General features: G+C 72.2%; 19 protein-coding genes. 16 read left to right on the top strand and 3 right to left on the bottom strand.

Going from position 1 to position 17,223, the window contains the following annotated elements; genetic code table 11:
• Window positions 1-37 precede the first annotated feature (37 nt).
• The 15 genes from BM093_RS27705 to BM093_RS27635 all read left to right on the top strand — a co-directional run bounded on the left by BM093_RS27705 (window position 38) and on the right by BM093_RS27635 (window position 13,342).
• A complete protein-coding gene (locus BM093_RS27705) occupies window positions 38-1,390 on the top strand; it encodes an aromatic ring-hydroxylating oxygenase subunit alpha (protein WP_177238741.1) in 1,353 nt (450 codons plus the stop codon).
• On the top strand, window positions 1,387-1,884 hold the full coding sequence (locus BM093_RS27700) for an aromatic-ring-hydroxylating dioxygenase subunit beta (RefSeq protein ID WP_177238740.1): 498 nt from the start codon (window positions 1,387-1,389) through the stop codon (window positions 1,882-1,884). The genes BM093_RS27705 and BM093_RS27700 overlap by 4 nt, the downstream gene beginning before the upstream one ends.
• Window positions 1,885-1,918: 34 nt before the next feature.
• Window positions 1,919-2,740: an alpha/beta fold hydrolase gene (locus tag BM093_RS27695; RefSeq protein WP_093352574.1), complete on the top strand. Its 822-nt coding sequence runs from the start codon at window positions 1,919-1,921 to the stop codon at window positions 2,738-2,740.
• A 74-nt stretch (window positions 2,741-2,814) separates the two neighbouring features.
• Window positions 2,815-3,159 carry a non-heme iron oxygenase ferredoxin subunit gene (locus BM093_RS27690; RefSeq protein ID WP_245773843.1) on the top strand — a complete coding sequence of 115 codons (345 nt, stop codon included), beginning with the start codon at window positions 2,815-2,817 and terminating at the stop codon, window positions 3,157-3,159.
• A 7-nt stretch (window positions 3,160-3,166) separates the two neighbouring features.
• A complete protein-coding gene (locus BM093_RS27685) occupies window positions 3,167-4,096 on the top strand; it encodes a DODA-type extradiol aromatic ring-opening family dioxygenase (RefSeq protein ID WP_093352569.1) in 930 nt (309 codons plus the stop codon).
• Between the two features lie 23 nt (window positions 4,097-4,119).
• Window positions 4,120-4,323 (top strand): ferredoxin, encoded by a 204-nt coding sequence (locus BM093_RS27680; protein ID WP_093352563.1) that lies wholly within the window; start codon window positions 4,120-4,122, stop codon window positions 4,321-4,323.
• A 25-nt stretch (window positions 4,324-4,348) separates the two neighbouring features.
• Complete coding sequence (locus BM093_RS27675) at window positions 4,349-5,377, top strand: aromatic ring-hydroxylating oxygenase subunit alpha (protein ID WP_093352558.1); 1,029 nt, start codon at window positions 4,349-4,351, stop codon at window positions 5,375-5,377.
• A gap of 2 nt (window positions 5,378-5,379) precedes the next feature.
• On the top strand, window positions 5,380-5,913 hold the full coding sequence (locus BM093_RS27670; protein WP_093352552.1) for a hypothetical protein: 534 nt from the start codon (window positions 5,380-5,382) through the stop codon (window positions 5,911-5,913).
• Complete coding sequence (locus BM093_RS27665; protein WP_093352547.1) at window positions 5,910-6,653, top strand: SDR family NAD(P)-dependent oxidoreductase; 744 nt, start codon at window positions 5,910-5,912, stop codon at window positions 6,651-6,653. The genes BM093_RS27670 and BM093_RS27665 overlap by 4 nt, the downstream gene beginning before the upstream one ends.
• Window positions 6,650-8,032 carry an aldehyde dehydrogenase family protein gene (locus BM093_RS27660; protein WP_093352543.1) on the top strand — a complete coding sequence of 461 codons (1,383 nt, stop codon included), beginning with the start codon at window positions 6,650-6,652 and terminating at the stop codon, window positions 8,030-8,032. Before BM093_RS27665 ends, BM093_RS27660 begins: the two co-directional genes overlap by 4 nt.
• Window positions 8,033-8,184: 152 nt before the next feature.
• The gene (locus BM093_RS27655; RefSeq protein WP_093352539.1) at window positions 8,185-9,039 is read left to right on the top strand and encodes a 2-keto-4-pentenoate hydratase; all 855 of its coding nucleotides are present in this window, start codon (window positions 8,185-8,187) and stop codon (window positions 9,037-9,039) included.
• 11 nt (window positions 9,040-9,050) lie between these two features.
• Window positions 9,051-9,986: an acetaldehyde dehydrogenase (acetylating) gene (locus tag BM093_RS27650; RefSeq protein WP_281248741.1), complete on the top strand. Its 936-nt coding sequence runs from the start codon at window positions 9,051-9,053 to the stop codon at window positions 9,984-9,986.
• Complete coding sequence (gene dmpG / locus BM093_RS27645) at window positions 9,986-11,032, top strand: 4-hydroxy-2-oxovalerate aldolase (RefSeq protein WP_093352529.1); 1,047 nt, start codon at window positions 9,986-9,988, stop codon at window positions 11,030-11,032. Before BM093_RS27650 ends, dmpG begins: the two co-directional genes overlap by 1 nt.
• Before the next feature lie 113 nt (window positions 11,033-11,145).
• Window positions 11,146-11,940, top strand: coding sequence for an IclR family transcriptional regulator (locus BM093_RS27640; RefSeq protein ID WP_245773842.1), 795 nt, complete (start codon window positions 11,146-11,148; stop codon window positions 11,938-11,940).
• A gap of 649 nt (window positions 11,941-12,589) precedes the next feature.
• A complete protein-coding gene (locus BM093_RS27635) occupies window positions 12,590-13,342 on the top strand; it encodes a FadR/GntR family transcriptional regulator (RefSeq protein WP_218162954.1) in 753 nt (250 codons plus the stop codon).
• A gap of 16 nt (window positions 13,343-13,358) precedes the next feature.
• Here BM093_RS27635 and BM093_RS27630 read toward each other — a convergent pair whose 3' ends face one another.
• Genes BM093_RS27630 through BM093_RS37590 form a run of 3 tightly spaced genes read right to left on the bottom strand, consistent with a single transcriptional unit; the run spans window position 13,359 to window position 16,185 of the window.
• Window positions 13,359-14,369 (bottom strand): amidohydrolase family protein, encoded by a 1,011-nt coding sequence (locus tag BM093_RS27630; protein ID WP_093352525.1) that lies wholly within the window; start codon window positions 14,367-14,369, stop codon window positions 13,359-13,361.
• Window positions 14,366-15,070: a 4-carboxy-4-hydroxy-2-oxoadipate aldolase/oxaloacetate decarboxylase gene (locus BM093_RS27625; RefSeq protein WP_245773841.1), complete on the bottom strand. Its 705-nt coding sequence runs from the start codon at window positions 15,068-15,070 to the stop codon at window positions 14,366-14,368. Before BM093_RS27625 ends, BM093_RS27630 begins: the two co-directional genes overlap by 4 nt.
• On the bottom strand, window positions 15,067-16,185 hold the full coding sequence (locus BM093_RS37590; RefSeq protein ID WP_093352520.1) for a zinc-dependent alcohol dehydrogenase: 1,119 nt from the start codon (window positions 16,183-16,185) through the stop codon (window positions 15,067-15,069). Before BM093_RS37590 ends, BM093_RS27625 begins: the two co-directional genes overlap by 4 nt.
• A 33-nt stretch (window positions 16,186-16,218) precedes the next feature.
• Between BM093_RS37590 and BM093_RS27615 the strand changes: the two genes are divergently transcribed.
• Window positions 16,219-17,223, top strand: coding sequence for a substrate-binding domain-containing protein (locus BM093_RS27615; protein WP_218162960.1), 1,005 nt, complete (start codon window positions 16,219-16,221; stop codon window positions 17,221-17,223).

Here is a 17,223-nt window from a genome sequence, read left to right as displayed (position 1 = left end):
ATACGCAGTTCCCACCACTGTCACTAAGGGGTCAAAGATGACCGTCCTCAACGAACTGGACGTGCTCGTCGACTGGAAGAACGGCCTGGTCGCCCCGGCGATCCACGTCGACGAGGAGGTGTACCGGACCGAAGCCGCGCGGGTGTTCGGCCGGTCCTGGCTCCTCGTCGGCCACGAGCAGATGGTCCCCACGCCCGGGACCTACATCACCAACTACATGGGCGAGGTCCCGGTGATCGTCAGCCGGGACCGCCGCGGCGAAATCCACGTCCTGGTGAACAAGTGCTCCCACCGGGGCAACCAGGTCTGCCTGTTCGACCGCGGGAAGGCGCGCGGCTTTGCCTGCTCCTACCACGGCTGGAGCTACGGCCTCGACGGCACGCTCAACGGCATCCCGGTGGAGGACTTCGCCTACCGCGAGGGCGTGGACAAGTCCCAGCTTGGCCTGGAGAAGGTCGCCAAGGTGGCGAACTACGGCGGTCTGCTGTTCGCCACGTTCGACGCCGGCGCCCCGGAGCTGGAGAGCTGGCTGGGCGAGGACGGCCGGTGGTGGCTGGACAACCTCGTGCTGTCGCAGGACCTGGGCGGGCTGGAGCTCCTGCCCGGCTTCCACCGCTACCACTCGCCGGGCAACTGGAAGCTGGCCGCGGAGAACTTCTTCGGCGACACCTACCACGTCTACACGGCGACACACGTGGCGTGGATCGGCGTCTGCGTGGACTACATGAAGCAGGGCAACCTGGCCCCGATGATCGACTACCCGTCGGGCACCAACTCGACGCACCTCAACGCCGCCACCGGCGTCGAGCCCGGCCGGACCCCGTTCGGCATGGGCATGCTGGTCATGGATCAGGAGGTGTACAAGCGGGACTACGCCGAGGCGCAGCGGCTGGGGCCGGAGGCGGTCGAGTGGGTCGAGCACCGCTTCCACGTCCGGCAGAAGGCGTTCGAGGGCCGCGCCGACTGGCCCTACGGCTTCATGCACGCCGGGATGTTCCCGAACGCCGGGCTGATGGGGTTCATCTCCCCGCTGGTCGGCAGGCACTTCCTGCAGTTCCACCCGCGCGGCGCGCAGGCGCACGAGACCTGGCAGTGGACCATGGTCGAGCGCGAGGCCCCGCAGGTCGTTAAGGAGGTCGCCGCGCAGCGCGTGTTCCAGGGCCAGCACCCGGCCGGGCTGATCGCGCCGGACGACGTGGAGAACTTCGAGCGGATCCTTGAGGCCACCGTGCCGGACCGGAACCGGACGCGGCCCTTCCACTACGGCCAGCAGCTCGGCCACGAGACCGAGGGCCCCGCGGGCTACCCGGGCCAGGTCGGCCCGAGCCCCAGCGAGGCCAACCAGCGCGCGTTCTACCGGCACTGGCTCGAGCTCATGGACCGGGGGTGAGCGCCGTGGCGAACTGGGAGCGGAAGCTGGAGATCGAGGAGCTGCTCGCCCGCGAGGCCCACCTGCTCGACGAACGCCGCTTTAAGGAGTGGCTCGAGTGGCTCACCGACGACGTCGAGTACGTGATGCCGCTGCGCGAGTACGTCCAGGGCGACGTCGCTCCCGCCGGGCACCCGATCATCCGGGACGACCGGACCATGATCGAGGTGCGGCTGGCCAAGGACGAGACCGGCTACTCGCATTCCGAGCTGCCCGAGTCCATGACCTGCCATGTCGTCAGCAACGTCGTCGTAGACGACATCGAGGGCTCCAACGAGGTCCTGGTGCGCAGCACGTTCCTGGTGCGGCAGGCCCGCAAGCTGCGGGACGAGGCCTGGTGGGCGGGCAGGCGGCTCGACCGCCTGCGCCCCGTCGACGGGACCTGGAAGCTTGCCCGGCGCGAGGTGCACCTCGACGCCACCATCCTGCCGCGCGGAATCTCGATCTTCTTCTGACGCCTGCACCCCGATCGCCACCAAGGAGGCATCCATGACGGTCGTCACCGACCAGAGCACGGGCAAGTTCATCCAGGCGGGCCCCTACCGGATCCACTACCACGACGTGGGCGAGGGCCCGGCGGTGATCATGCTGCACGGCGCCGGCCCCGGTGCCAGCGCCTGGTCGAACTTCTCCGGCAACGTGGACGCGTTCGCCGCGTCCCACCGCACGCTGCTCGTCGACATGCTCGGGTTCGGCAAGTCCGACGGGATCACCGACGACTCGGAACCGGTGACCACGATCCGGGCCCGCGCGCTGCGGGACCTGCTCGACGCCTTGGGCATCGAGAAGGCCAGCTTCGTCGGCAACTCGATGGGCGGCACAGTGGCGATGGCATTCGCCGTCGACTATCCCGAGCGCACCGAGCGCCTGGTGCTGATGGGCTCGGGCGGCATGCTGAAGACGCTGAACGTGCCCCAGCCCTCGGAGGGGCACCGGGCCCTGCGCGCAGCGGCGGCGAACCCGACGCGGGAGACGATCCAGCGGCTCGTGGATGTGATGCTCTACGACTCCTCCGTGCTCCCGGCCGAGACCTTCGAGGAGCGCCTGCGGGCCTCGCAGGAGCGGCCGACGCCGTCGGTCGCCGGCTCGGCCTACTGGCGCGACCAGGAGCCCGAGCTGCACACGATCCAGGCGAAAACGCTGATCGTGTGGGGCCGGGAGGACCGGGTCAACCCGCTGGAGATCGGGCTGATGCTGCTGCGCGAGATCCCCTTGTCGCGGCTGCTTGTCCTCAAGCGGTGCGGGCACTGGGCCCAGGTCGAGCAGCGGGACGAGTTCAACCGCGTCGCGCTGGACTTCCTGAACTCCTGACGGCGCCGTCCTCTCGACACGCACGGACGACGGCGTACGGACGACGTACGGACGACACTGACGAAAGGGATGACGTGGACGTGACGCACCCCCCCTCGACCGGGCTTGTGTACCTCTGCGACGCCGCCGACGTTCCCCATGACGAAGGCCTGCGGGTCCGCCACGCCGAGCTACCCGAAGCGGTCGCGGTATTCCGCGACGAGGACGGGCAGTTCCGCGCCCTCGCGGACCTCTGCAGCCACGGCGAGGCGTCGCTGGCCGAGGGTTGGGTCGAGGGCGGGTACGTCGAGTGCCCATTGCACTTCTCGCGGTTCGATCTCAAGACCGGCTCGCCGTGCTCATTGCCTGCCATGACGCCGGTCAACGCCTATCCCGTCACGGCTGTCGACGGGAAGCTCTACCTCGACCACTCGGAATAGGGATCTCATGCTTGTCCAGGGAATCGGCGCCTCGCATACCCCCACCATCCTGTTGCCGCTCGAGGAGTGGCCCGCCACCTACGCACGCATGCGCGGCGCGGTGGCGCCACCGGCGGCGGCCGCGCGGGAGACCCCGGAGTTCATCGACGCGGCACGGGCGCGCATCGACGCGGACCTCGCGACGTTGCGCGAGCGGATCCGGGCGGTCGAGCCGGACGTCGTGGTGATCGTCGGGGACGACCAGAATGAGGTCTTCGGCCCGGCGGTCAACCCCACGCTGGCGGTCTACTGCGGTAACGAGGTCAGCGGGGAGACCCTGGTCGCGTTCCGGGAGAAGCCCGGGCTCAACCGCCGGGTGGACCTCAAGTGCGCCGGTGACTTCGGGCTGTTCCTGGCCAAGTCGCTGATCGACCAAGGCTTCGACCCGGCCGTCATGACCGAGCTGCGGCCGCTGAGCAAGCCGGAGGGGATCGGACACGCTTTCACCCGGCCCGCCGCCTTCCTCGGGCTCGACGAGCTGGGGGTCCCGGTCGTCCCGGTGTTCCTGAACTCCTACCACGAGCCGCTGCCCGACGGCGCGCGCTGCTACGACCTCGGCGTGGCCATCGGCCGGGCGGCGCAGGAGCGCCCGGAGCGCGTCGTCGTCGTGGGCTCGGGCGGCCTATCGCACGACCCGTTCGGCGTCCGCGCCGGCTGGGTGGACGACGAGCTCGACGAGTGGGTGCTGGACCGGATCCGCGTCGGCGACACCCGCGCGCTGCGGAACCTGTTCACCTTCCCGTCCCAGACCCTGCACGGCGGGGCGGGCGAGATCCGCTCGTGGATCACCGTTGCGGGGGCGTTCGAGAACGTGCCCGCGGACGTCCTGGACTACATCCCGCTGCACCACGCCATCACCGGCGTCGCGTTCGCGACCTGGACGCCCGCCGAGAACTGACCGGACCGAGAGAGGGGAGCGCCGTGCTGAACGTGGGCGCGGACTACGACAAGTGCGAGGGGTACGCCAACTGCATCTTGGCGGCCCCCGACGTGTTCGACGTGAACGACGACGGGGTCGTCGTCGTGCTGCGGGACGCGGTCGAGGAGAGCGAGCGGGAGCGCGTCGGCGAGTCGGTGCGCGCCTGCCCGGTCTCCGCGCTGAAGCTCGACCCGGCATCGCACTGACCACCCGAACCGAAGGGACCACCACATGTACCCGGACAGGTACCCGCGCAACCAGTGGTATGTCGCGGCGCACAGCGAGGAGGTCGGGCGCACGCTGCTCGACCGCTGGCTGCTCGACGAGCCGGTCGTGCTGTTCCGCAGGCAGGAGGACGACAAGCCCGTCGCACTGGTGAACCGGTGCATCCACCGGCAGATGCCGCTGTCGAAGGGCAGGCTCAAGGACGACTACATCGAGTGCGGCTACCACGGCATCCTCTACAACTCCGAGGGCCGGGCCGAGCGCATCCCCTCGCAGACCCACGTGCCGCCCGCGTGCAAGGTGACCCGGTTCCCGCTGTTCGAGCGCTGGGGTCTGGTGTGGATCTGGATGGGGGACCCGGACAAGGCCGACGAGAGCCTGGTCCCGGACCACCACTGGATCACCGACCCGGAGTGGGCTACCGTGCGCGGCCTGCTCCCGATGAAGGCGCGGGCCCAGCTGCTCAACGAGAACCTGTTGGACCTCTCGCACCTGGAGTTCCTGCACGCCGGGTCCATCGGCACCGAGAAGATCGCCGAGTCGCCGGTGACCGCCGACTTCGAGGGCACCGTGGTGCGGGTCGCGCGGCCCATGTACGACATCGACTGCCCGCCGTTCTTTACCCGCACGATGGGCATCACCGGCCGGATCGACCGCGGCCAGGTCGCCGAGTTCTTCGCCCCGTCCTTCCACATCACCCACGTCTCGGCGAAGCCGACCGGGGACCCGGACGACTCGCGCAAGTGCTCGCAGAAGGCGATCCACTGCGTCACGCCCGCCAAGGGGAACACCACGCACTACTTCTGGTGCCACGCGCGGGACTACAAGATCGACGACGCCGAGGTCACCGAGCTCATGCAGCACGGGATCGAGGCGGTGTTCAAGCAGGACGTGGCCGCGTCGGAGGCCATCGAGGAGATCATCTCCTCGTACGAGCCGGACTACCCGATCGAGCTGAACCTGAAGGTGGACGCGGGCCCGCTGCAGGCGCGGCGGCTGATCCAGCGGATGCTGGACGCGGAGAAGGTCGGCTGAGGATGACGCAGGTCCCGCCGACGTATTACGCCTCGGTCGCCGTCCGGGGGCCCTGGTGGACCGACGAGGAGCCCTCGCTGCGGGTCCCGCGGACCTCGGGCGGGGCCCCCGCGGCCATCTGGACGGCGGGCCGCGGCCCGAGCGTGCTGCTGGTCGCCCCCGACGCCGGGCTGCACGACCTGTGGTCGCCGCTGTCGCCGCTGCTGCGCGACCGGGTCACGGTGCACGCGCTGGACCGCTCCGGGCTGAGCCACACCGACGACGTCGAGCAGGTGACGGTGGCGGCGGAGGCGGTCGGGGCGGAGTACCTCGCCGGGTTCGCCGACGACCTCGCCCTGCTGCGCGAGGTGGGCCGGCGGGCCGCGCCCGTGCGGAGCGTCGCCGTGCTCGTCGAGCCCGGCGAGGCGGTGGCCGAGGAGCTGCGCGCCCCCGCGTTCATGCGGCGGGTCGAGGTTTCCAGCCGGGTCGTCGCGGAGCTGACGGAGGCCGACGCACGGCGGCTGGTCGACGTCCTGACGGAAGGAGGGGAGCGGTGACGCTCCCGAACGAGAGCGAGTCCGGCCGCGTGGTCGTGGTGACCGGCGGCGCGGCGGGCATTGGCGCGGAGATCGTGGCGGACTTCGTCGAGGCGGGCGCCGAGGTGGTGGTCGCCGACCTCGCCGAGCCCGCGGCGGACGCGGCCAAGGCCGAGTACGCCCGCGTCGACATCACCAGCGACGAGGACCTGCAGGCGATGGTCGCGGCGACGGTCGAGCGGCACGGCCGCATCGACGCGCTGGTCAACTGCGCGGCGGTCTACCGGACGCTGGGCGGCAAGCGGCCGCTGGAGGAGATCGGGCTCGCGGACTGGGACCTGGTGATGCGGGTCAACGCCCGGGGCACCTGGCAGGCTATCAAGGCGGTCGTGCCCGCGATGGCCGAGCGCGGCGGGCACATCGTGAACATCTCGTCGAGCACCGCCCGCAACGGCTCGTCCGGCTTCGCCCACTACGTGGCGTCGAAGGCCGCGGTGGAGGGCCTCACTCGGGCCGCCGCCCGCGAGCTGGGCCCGCGGGGCATCACGGTCAACGCGGTGGCCCCCGGCCTGGTCGACGACGAGGCGACCCGGGTCCTCAACGACGCCGCCTACGTCGCGGCCGCGTCGAGCAGGCGAGCCGTGCCGCGGTCGCTGTACCCGGCGGACCTCGTCGGTGCGGTGCGGTTCTTCAGCGGGGACGCTGCCGGGTTCGTCACCGGCCAGGTCCTGGTGGTCGACGGGGGAGGGGTCTTCGTATGAGCGACCTGATCACGGTCACTGACCCGAGCACGCTGGAGACGATCGGCGAGGTGCAGGTCAGCATCACCGCGGAGGTCGAGTCGGCGGTCGCCGCCGCCGACGCCGCGCTCCCGGGCTGGGCGGCCGACCGGCTGACCCGGCTGGCGCTGCTGCGGGTCTGGGCCGAGGAGGTCCGCCGCGACCACGACGCGCTGGTCGCGGCCCTGGTGGCGCAGACCGGCAAGCCGGTCGTCGAGGCCCGCCGGGAGGCCGCCTCCTGCGCGGCCACCCTCGACTTCTACGCGGGCCTCGGCCGCTACCTCGGGGGCCGGGCCGGGACCCTGACCGACGGCGGTGAGGCCCACCTGGTCCGGGAGCCGATCGGGGTCACGGCGTTCGTCACCCCCTACAACTACCCGGCGACCCTGCTGATCCGGGACCTGGCGCCCGCGCTCGCGGCCGGGGTGACCGCCGTCGTCAAGCCCGCGCCGCAGACCACCCTGGTGACCCGGCAGCTCGTGGAGCTCGGGTACCGGGCCGGGATCCCCCGCGAGGCCGTCTCGGTGGTCGTCGGCGGCAGCGAGGTCGGGGAGGCGCTGGTCGGGCACGACACCGTGCGGGCCGTGGCGTTCACCGGCTCCACGGCCGTCGGCCGGGCGATCGGGCGGCTGGCCGCGGACGGGGTGAAGCAGACCCTGCTCGAGCTCGGCGGTAAGAGCCCCTCGGTGGTGTTCGCCGACGCCGACGTCGACAAGGCGCTGTCCACCTCGCTCAAGGCGGGTGTGGTCAACGCGGGCCAGATGTGCATGGCCTGCACCCGCATCCTCGTGCAGGCGCCGCGGTACGAGGAGGCGCTCGCCCGGCTCACGGAGCTGGCCGGCGGGCTCGTGGTGGGCGACCCGCGCAAGGAGACGACGGACCTGGGCCCGCTGGTCTCCCGCGCCCAGCTCGACAAGGTGCGGCGCTACCTGGACATCGCGGCGACCGACGGCACGATCGTGACCGGCGGCGAGCCCGTCGCACCCGACGGGCTGCCCGGGCACTTCCTGACCCCGGCCCTGGTCACCGGCCTGCCGGTCAGCTCGCCGGTGGTGCAGGACGACATCTTCGGACCGGTGATCTCGGTCGAGCCCTTCGACTCCGAGGAGGAGGGAATCGCCCTCGCCAACGCGACGCCGTTCGGGCTCGCCGCCTCGGTGTGGACCTCGAACGTCGACACCGCCTGGCGCGCCGGGCGCGGCATCCGGGCGGGCGCGGTCTGGGTCAACGGCTACAACCGCAACGCCCTGGAGATCCCGAGCGGCGGCGCCAAGCTCTCCGGCCTTGGCCGGACCCGCGGCGTCGAGGGGATCGAGCAGTTCACCGAGCTCAAGAACATCCACTTCAGCGTCGGCGGATAGCGGCGGCTCCCGTCGGTTGATCCAGTGGCTGGAACAGCCCCGGGGTTCCCGACGGGCCGCCGATTACCGTCCGTCCCGAGCGTGGGCGGACCGCGTCGCCGGTTCGCGCGGGGCGCGCCACCGCACCCCGGACGGAAGGAAGGACACTACCAATGCCGGACCTCCAGGCACCGGGCATCAGGGAGGCCGCCGAGCGGCTGCTCGAGGCCACCCGGACCCATGTCCCGTGCGCGCCGGTGCGCGACGTGCTGCCCGACGGGAGCGCGGAGACCGGCTACGCGGTGCAGGCCATCCTGACCGAGCGGGCGCTCGCCGACGGCCGCCGGATCGTCGGGCGCAAGGTCGGCCTGACCTCGCCCGCCGTGCAGGCCCAGCTGGGCGTGGACCGGCCGGACTTCGGTGTGCTGTTCGCCGACATGGAGGTGCCCGCGGGCGCCGAGGCGGACTCGGGCAGGCTGCTGCAGCCCAAGGTCGAGGCGGAGATCGCCTTCGTGCTCGCCGCCGACCTCGACGCCCCCGACCTGGACGCCGCCGCCGTGCGGGCCGCGACCGACCACGTGGTGGCGGCGCTGGAGATCGTGGACAGCCGGATCGCGGGATGGGACATCACCTTCGCGGACACGGTGGCGGACAACGCGTCCAGCGGGCTGTACGTGCTGGGGGCCGAGCGCGTCGAGCTGGGCGACCGGGACCTGCGGACCGTGCGGATGGAGCTGGCCGACGACACCGGCGCCACCGTGAGCGAGGGGACCGGCGCCGCCTGCCTGGGCGACCCGGTCGAAGCGGTGCTGTGGCTGGCCGCGACGTGCCGGGACCTGGGTGCGCCCCTGCGGGCGGGCGAGGTGGTCCTCTCCGGGGCCCTCGGCCCGATGGTCGCGGCGGCGTCGGGCGACACGTACACGGCGCGGCTGTCCGAGCTGGGCTCGGTGTCGGTCGGGTTCTCGCAGGACGAGCGCGCCGGGCGTGGGGCCGTCCACGCGGGCGGAGTGAGGGAGGACGGGCGATGAGGACCGGAGGCGTGACGAAGGTCGCGATCGTGGGGTCGGGCAACATCGGGTCCGACCTGATGATGAAGGTCATCCGGCTGTCGGAGACCCTGGAGATGGGGGCGATGGTCGGCATCGACCCGGCGTCGGACGGGCTCGCCCGCGCGGCCCGGCTCGGGTACGCCACGACCTCCGACGGGGTGCGCGGCCTGGTGGACCTGCCGGTGTTCGACGAGATCGGCGTGGTCTTCGACGCGACCTCGGCGCGGGCGCACGTGGCCAACGCCGCGCTGCTCGAGCCGTACGGGAAGATCCTGGTGGACCTGACCCCGGCCGCGATCGGCCCGTTCGTGGTGCCCGCGGTGAACCTGGACGAGCACCGCACAGCCCGCAACGTGAACATGGTGACCTGCGGCGGGCAGGCGACGATCCCGATCGTCGCCGCGGTGTCCCGGGTGACCGACGTGCCGTACGCGGAGATCGTGGCGTCGATCGCCTCGAAGTCCGCCGGACCGGGCACCCGGGCGAACATCGACGAGTTCACCGAGACCACCTCGAAGGCGATCGAGGTCGTCGGCGGGGCGCGCCGGGGCAAGGCGATCATCGTGCTGAACCCGGCCGAGCCGCCCATGATCATGCGGGACACCGTGCTGTGCCTGGCCGCGGGCGGGGATCCGGAGGAGATCCGGGCCTCGGTCGTCGCGATGCACGCCGAGGTGTCGCGGTACGTGCCGGGGTACCGGCTTAAGCAGCGCGTCCAGGTCGACCCGATCCCCGACGACGAGCCGCTGGGCACCCTGATCGGGGACGCGCCGCGGCCGCGGTGGCGGGTGTCGGTGTTCCTGGAGGTGGAGGGGGCGGCGCACTACCTGCCCTCCTACGCGGGCAACCTGGACATCATGACCTCGGCGGCACTGCGCACCGCCGAGCAGCTGGTCGCGGCCGCCCGGACCGCGGAGGTGGCGTGATGGCCGCGAGCCCGAGCACACCGCTCTACATCCAGGACGTCACCCTGCGAGACGGCATGCACGCCGTCCGGCACCGGCTCACCCCGGACCAGGTGCGCGCCATCGCCGCGGCGGTGGACCGGGCGGGCGTGGCGGCGATCGAGGTGGCGCACGGGGACGGCCTGGCGGGCGCCTCGCTGACCTACGGCCCGGGCAGCAACACGGACTGGGAGTGGATCACCGCTGCGGCCGAGGTCGTGGAGAACGCCGTGCTCACCACGCTGCTGCTGCCCGGCATCGGGACGATCGCCGAGCTGGAGAAGGCCTACGACCTCGGGGTGCGGTCGGTGCGGGTGGCCACCCACGCCACCGAGGCGGACATCGCCATCCAGCACATCGAGAAGGCCCGCGAGCTGGGGATGGACGTCTCGGGGTTCCTGATGATGTCGCACATGGCCCCCGCCGCCGAGCTGGCCGCCCAGGCCCTGATCATGGAGAAGGCGGGCGCGCACTGCGTGTACGTCACCGACTCCGGCGGGCGGCTGACCATGCCGGACGTCCGGGACCGGGTCCGCGCCTACCGGGACGTGCTGGACCCGGGCACCCAGATCGGCATCCACGCGCACGAGAACCTCTCGCTGTCCGTGGCGAACTCCGTGGTCGCCGTCGAGGAGGGCGTCACCCGGGTCGACGCTTCGCTGGCCGGGCACGGCGCGGGTGCGGGCAACTGCCCCATCGAGGCGTTCATCGCCGTCGCGGACCTGTACGGGTGGAAGCACGGGTGTGACCTGTTCGCCCTGCAGGACGCGGCGGACGACATCGTCCGGCCGCTGCAGGACCGCCCCGTGCGGGTCGACCGGGAGACCCTGACCCTCGGCTACGCCGGGGTGTACTCCAGCTTCCTGCGCCACGCCGAGCGGGCCGCGGCGCAGTACGGCCTGGACACCCGGGAGATCCTCGTCGAGGTGGGCCGCCGGGGCATGGTCGGCGGGCAGGAGGACATGATCGTCGACATCGCCCTCGACCTCGCGGCGGCGCGTGGCGAAGGGGCCGACACGGCCTCGTGACAGTGCCCGCGACATCATCGTCGCCCGCGGCGACGTCCCCGACGGCCCGGCCTGGCCCGAAGGCCCCGACGACCTCGTTGACGAGGGCCGTCGGTCGCGGCGAGGATGCACCGGTGCCCATCGCTCCGTCGGTCGCCGCGCGCTCGATGATCGGCCGGGTATCCCTTATCATGGGGGCGTTCCAGCTGGGGGAGTCAGGCCTGGGGATCACCGAGATCAGCAGGCGGTCCGGGCTGGCCAAGGCGACCGTGTCCCGGATCGTCCACGAGCTCGTCGAGCACGGGTTCCTCGAGCCCTGTGGCCGGGAGTTCCGCGTCGGGCTCCGGTTCTTCGAGCTCGGTGAGCAGGCCTCCCGGCCCCACGAGCTGCGCAGGCTCGCCCTCGCGAGCATGTCCGACCTGCGCCGGGCCACCGGGCAGACCGTCCACCTGGCGGTGCTCGACGGCACCGAGGTCGTCTACGTCGTCAAGCTCCGCTCCCGGGACGCCCCGCCGCTGGGCTCCCGGGTCGGCGGCAGGCTGCCGACGCACGCCACCGCCGTCGGCAAGGCGCTGCTCGCCTTCGCCGACCCCGCCACCGTCAACCGGGTCGTGGCGGGCGGGCTAACCCGGCTGGGACCCCGCACCATCACCGACCCTGCCGCGTTGCATCGCGAGCTGGAGAGGATCCGCCGGGAGGGCGTGGCGTACGAGACCGAGGAGTCCGGTCCCACCGTGCTGTGCGCCGCCGCCCCCGTCCAGCACCGTCCGCGTGGCCAGGTGATCGCGGGGCTCTCGGTCAGCACCCGGGTCGGCCACGCGGACGTCGCCTCGCTGGGTCTCGCCGTGCGCACCGCCGCGCTGGCCCTGGGCCGCCAGGCCGCACTCCTCCCCGCGCTGGCATCGGAGGAGTGGGGACGGATCGGCTGACGCCTGCGGCGCCGCCCGTCCTCGTCGGGCGGGCGGTGCGGGGCTGTGGGGGCTCAGACGCCGAGGATGCGCAGCAGTGCGTCGGTTACAACGGTTGACATGGCCAGCGCCGCGTGCAGGAGGGGCAAGGCGGCCAGTGCCGCGGTGCGGGTCAGCGGCGCGGCCATGACCCGGCGTTGAGGACCAGCATGTGGAGCGGGGCCGTCCCAGCCGCTCGGCCGGGATGCCCCCTCGGGCCGCCCAAGCACGGTGGGGGATCATGAGCGCGCGCGTGGTGGAGACAGTGGGGCCCCCGGGTGCTACCTCAAGGTAGCCCGCTCCTACAGCATGGGCCGGTTGCGGACCTCCGCCTGTGGTCATGCCCGCCGCCCTGCCCGTCGTCTCCCAGGGCTGCGGATCTCCGGGGGCTGGGGCTGCTGGGCGTAATCACCGTGGAGTTCCTGACCTCCCAGAGCGGGCTCAGGTACATGATCTGGCACTCGGCAGATCCCGGCGCTCAGCGAGTACATGGTGGGGCTCGTCGTGGCCGGGCTGATGGGACCATTCTCTATGATCGTCGACTGGGTGGAGAAGATCTCCCTTCCGTACCGTCGGGGTGCCGGCTCGACGTCGCGCTAGTGGTGGGCGGAAACTGCCTTATCATCAGTCCATGACTTCCGAGTCCGGGATCGGGATCCTGCCCGCCGACGAGCAGCCTGGCATGTTCAGCCGTGTGAGCGCCGGGCGGGTGTCGGACCTCATCGTCGAGCAGATCCGGCTGCTCATCCGGGACGGGAAGATCAAGGCGGGAGACCGGCTGCCGTCGGAGCGGGAGCTCGGCGAGCGGTTCGGCGTCAGCCGGGTGACCGTGCGCGAGGCTCTGAAGATGCTCGAGGCCAACGGGCTCGTCACGATCAGGGTCGGCGCGCGCGGCGGTGCCTTCGTCACCGCGCCGACCAGCGAGCAGATCGGCGAGGGCCTCTCGGACCTGCTCACCTTCTCCGTGGTCGAGCCGGCCGACGTGACCGAGGCTCGGCAGGTGTTCGAGCTCGGCATCGTGCCACTCGTGTGCAGGCGGGCGGACGAGCAGGACATCGCCGAGCTGCTGGAGATCTGCGACCGGGCCGAGGCGCTGCGCAAGAAGGAGCGGCTGTATCCGGTGTCGCTGTCGGCGGAATTCCACGTCCGCGTGGCCCGCGCCACGCACAACCCGGCGCTGGAGCTGCTGGCGCGCACGTTCCACGGGCCGATGCTGCGCTCGCTCATGCGCGCGCAGGAGCAGGACCCGCACGTGGGGGTCAAGGGCGCGCAGGAGCACCGCGACTTCGTGGCGGCCGTCCGGATGCGCGATGTCGCCGCCGCCACCGCCGTCATGACCGCCCACCTCGCCCGGACAGCAGAGCGCTTGCGGCCGGGCGGGTGAGACGGCTGGGGAGCGGCTAGCCGAGCCGCGCCGCGAGGCGTGGGTAGACCCTCAGGGCATTGTCCTCGAACACCGCCCGCCGCGCGGCCGGGTCGGTGAGGACCGCGTCGACGTAGCGCTTGGTGTCGTCGAAGTAGTTTCCGGTCGTGGGGTCGATCCCGCGCACCGCGCCGAGCATCTCGGACGCGAACAGCACGTTCTCCGTGCCGATGACGTCGAGCAGCAGGCGCACACCCGGCTCGTGGTATACGCAGGTGTCGAAGAAGACGTTGGCCATCAGGTGCTCCGCCAGCGGCGGGCGGCCGAGCCGGTCGGCCAGGCCGCGGAAGCGCCCCCAGTGGTAGGGCACCGCGCCGCCGCCGTGCGGGATCACGAACCGCAGGGTGGGGTAGCGACCGAACAGGTCGCTCTGCAACAGCTGCATGAACACCGAGGTGTCGGCGTTGAGGTAGTGGGCGCCGAGGGTGTGCGCCGCGGGGGTGCACGAGGCAGAGACGTGGATCATGGCGGGCACGTCCAGCTCGACCATGGCCTCGTAGAGCGGGAACCAGTACTCGTCCGTCATCGGCGGAGCCGTCCAGCGCCCGCCGGACGGGTCCGGGTTCACGTTGACCCCGACGAACCCCAGATCGGTGACCGTGCGGCGGAGCTCGGCGACGGCGTCGGTGATCTCCCCGCCGGGGGTCTGCGGCAGCTGGGCGACCCCGGCGAAGTGCCGCGGGAACAGCTCGGTCACCCGGGCGACGAGGTCGTTGCAGCTCTGCGCCCAGGTGCGGGCGACCTCCGGGTCGGGCAGGTGGTGCTCCATGGCCGACGCCTGCGGGGAGAAGATCATCAGGTCGCCGCCGCGCTCGCGCAGCAGCCGCAGCTGGTTGGTCTCCACCGCCTCGCGGACCTGCTCGTCCGAGGCGTGCGCGAGGACCGGCTCGGGGAGGGCGGGGTCGGCGAGCCGGGCGAGCTGGGCCTTGCGGAAGTCGGTGTGGGTGGCGGGCGGGGTGGTGAAGTGCCCGTGGCAGTCGATGATCACGCGTCCTCCCCGTGGTCGGCGTGGTCGACATAGCGCAGCCCCTTGGCCGCCAGCCGCTCCCGCATGTCCTGCAGGTCCAGCCCGAGCCTGCCCTGTCGGTAGTTCTCCCTGGTCACGGCCTCCTTCTCCTCCCTGGCCGCGGACGCCGCGGCCACGGCGGCGACCTCCGCACGGGGGACGACGACCACGCCGTCGTCGTCGGCGACGATCGCGTCCCCGGGCCGCACCAGCTGCCCGGCGCAGGCCACCGGCACGTTGACGCTGCCGAGGGTCTCCTTGACCGTGCCGAACGCCGACACGCACCGGGACCAGACCGGGAAGCCCATCTCGGTGAGCTCGCGGACGTCCCGGCAACCCGCGTCGATCACCAGGCCCAGGACCCCGCGGGTGGCCAGCGCGGTGGCCAGCAGCTCGCCGAAGTAGCCCGCGTCGGACCGGGTGGTGGGGGCCACGACCAGCACGTCCCCAGCCCGGCACTGCTCCACGGCCACGTGGATCATCCAGTTGTCCCCGGGCGGGATGCTCACGGTGACCGCGGTCCCGGCGACGTGCGCGCCGGGGTAGATCGGCCGCAGCCGCGGGGCGAGCAGCCCGGTGCGGCCCTGCGCCTCGTGCACGGTCGCGACCCCGAACCGGGCCAGCTCCTTGACCGCGGCCTCGTCGGCGCGCGGCGGGTTGCGCACCACCACGTTCCCGCTCACGACACACCCGCCCACGGCAGCAGGGACACGTGCACGACGTCCTCCTCGACCTCGCCGCCGACCGCGCGGATGGCCCGGTCCACCTGGTCGAGGGTGAAGGTGTGGGTGGCTAGCCGCTCGAGCGGGAAGCGCCCGGAGGCCAGCTGGTGCAGCGCCAGCTCGCAGGACCGGTAGCCGTGCCCGCGCGCGCTGCGCAGGGTGATCGCCTTCTCGGTGAGCTTCTTCAGTGGGAAGTCCGGGAACGCGGCCAGCTCGCCCTGCACCACCATCACGCCCTCGCGCCGCTTGAGCGCGTCCACGCCGAGCAGCACCGGCGCGGTGCCCGCCCCCGCGGTGCAGTCCAGCACCACGTCCACGCCCGTGCCGCCGGTCAGGTCCCGCACGGCGGTGAGCGCGTCCTCGGTCAACACGTCCACCACGTGGTCCGCGCCCAGGTCCTTGGCCAGCTTCAGCCGGGCGGCGTCCCGGGTGGTGCCGGTGACGATGATCGTCGAGGCGCCCGCCTGCTTGCACGCGACGACCTGGGAGAGCCCCTGCTGGCCGGGGCCCTGGATCAGCACGGTCGAGTCGTAGCCGACGCCGCCTGCGTTCAGCGCCCACTCGATCCCGTTCGACAGCGGGGTGACCAGGCCCGCGAGCTCGGCGGACACCCCGTCGGGCACCTTGTGCAGGACCGCGTTCCACGGCAGGTATAGGTACTGCGCGAACCCGCCCCACAGGTGGTACGGGTTGTCCGCGGAGGTGTAGCCGTAGCGGCGCGCGTCGGGGTTGGTGCGCCAGTCGGTGTTCTCGCAGTGGCGGTACTCCCCGGCGTGGCACCACTCGCAGTGGAAGCAGCCCACGTAGTGCTCCACGAACACCCGGTCGCCCACGGCGAGCCCGTGGCGGCGCAGGAACTCCGGGCCGGCGTCCGCGATCACGCCGACGTTCTCGTGGCCCATGATCACCGGATCGGCGAACGGCGGCTTCGCGTACATCTTCACGTCGGTCCCGCAGATGCCAGCGACCTCGACCTTCAGCAGGGCGCCGTCGGTGGGCACTTCCGGCAGGGCAAAGCTGCGCAGCTCGGTCCGGCCGGGCCCGGTGCGCACGGCGGCGAGTACGTCCTCAGCCATCGCGGTCCTCTCGTCGGCAGTATGGTCTGGTGTATGACCAATGCTAGTCTGCGCTGGTCGGCGGGGCCAGGGGCGGTCCCGTCGGGGAAGGGGAACCCCATGCCCGAGCTGCGGCTGCGGACCGTCACGCGCACCCAGGGCGCGAACCTGGCCCTGAAGGAGGGCACGATCGCCCCGGCTCACGCGCGGCTGGAGTTCGTCGAGGTCTCCCCGCTGGTCCAGGCGTTCCGCCGGATGGTGCGCGGGCTGGAGTTCGACGTCTGCGAGCTCTCCGTGACCACCTACCTCGCCGCCAAGGCGCACGGGGCGCGGTTCACCGCGCTGCCGGTGTTCCTGGTCCGAGGCTTCCACCACCAGGCGATCCAGGTGGCGGCGGACTCCGGGCTCCGCCCCGAGGATCTCGTCGGGCGGCGGGTCGGGGTGAGCCGGGGGTACACGGTCACCACCGGCGTCTGGGCGCGGGGCGTGCTGGCCGACGAGTACGGCGTCGACCTCGACGCGGTGACCTGGGCGCTGTCCGGGGACGAGCACGTCGCGGAGTTCGTGCCGCCGCCGAACGTCGAGCCCGCGGGCGGGGACCTGGGCGAGCTGCTCGCGGCGGGCGAGCTCGCCGCGGTGATCGGCGCGGACCTGAAGGGACCGGGGGTCCGGCCGCTGATCCCGGACCCGTTCGAGGCGGGCGTGGCCGCGCTGCGCCGGGACGGGTTCCACCCGGTCAACCACCTCGTCGTGGTCCGGGACGAGCTGCTCGACGCGCACCCCGGCCTCGCCGAGGACCTCTTCGCGGCGTTCTCCCGGGCCAAGACCGAGTACGTCGACGCGCTGCGGGCGGGCGGGGTCACCGAGCCCACCGCCGCGGACCGGACCAACGCCCGGGTGGCCGAGGTGACCGGGCGCGACCCGCTGCCGTACGGGCTGGAGCCCAACCGGGCGGTGCTGGAGAAGCTGCTCGACCACGCGCTCGCCCAGCACATCCTCGACGACCGGCCCGACCTGGACACGCTGTTCGCCAAGGGCACCCACGGGCTGGAGGGCTGA

Origin of the sequence: Pseudonocardia ammonioxydans, from assembly GCF_900115005.1 — a bacterium.
GTDB lineage: Bacteria > Actinomycetota > Actinomycetes > Mycobacteriales > Pseudonocardiaceae > Pseudonocardia > Pseudonocardia ammonioxydans.
Note: the sequence above shows the minus strand (reverse complement) of the source record. Positions and strands in the feature narration are given on the sequence as shown.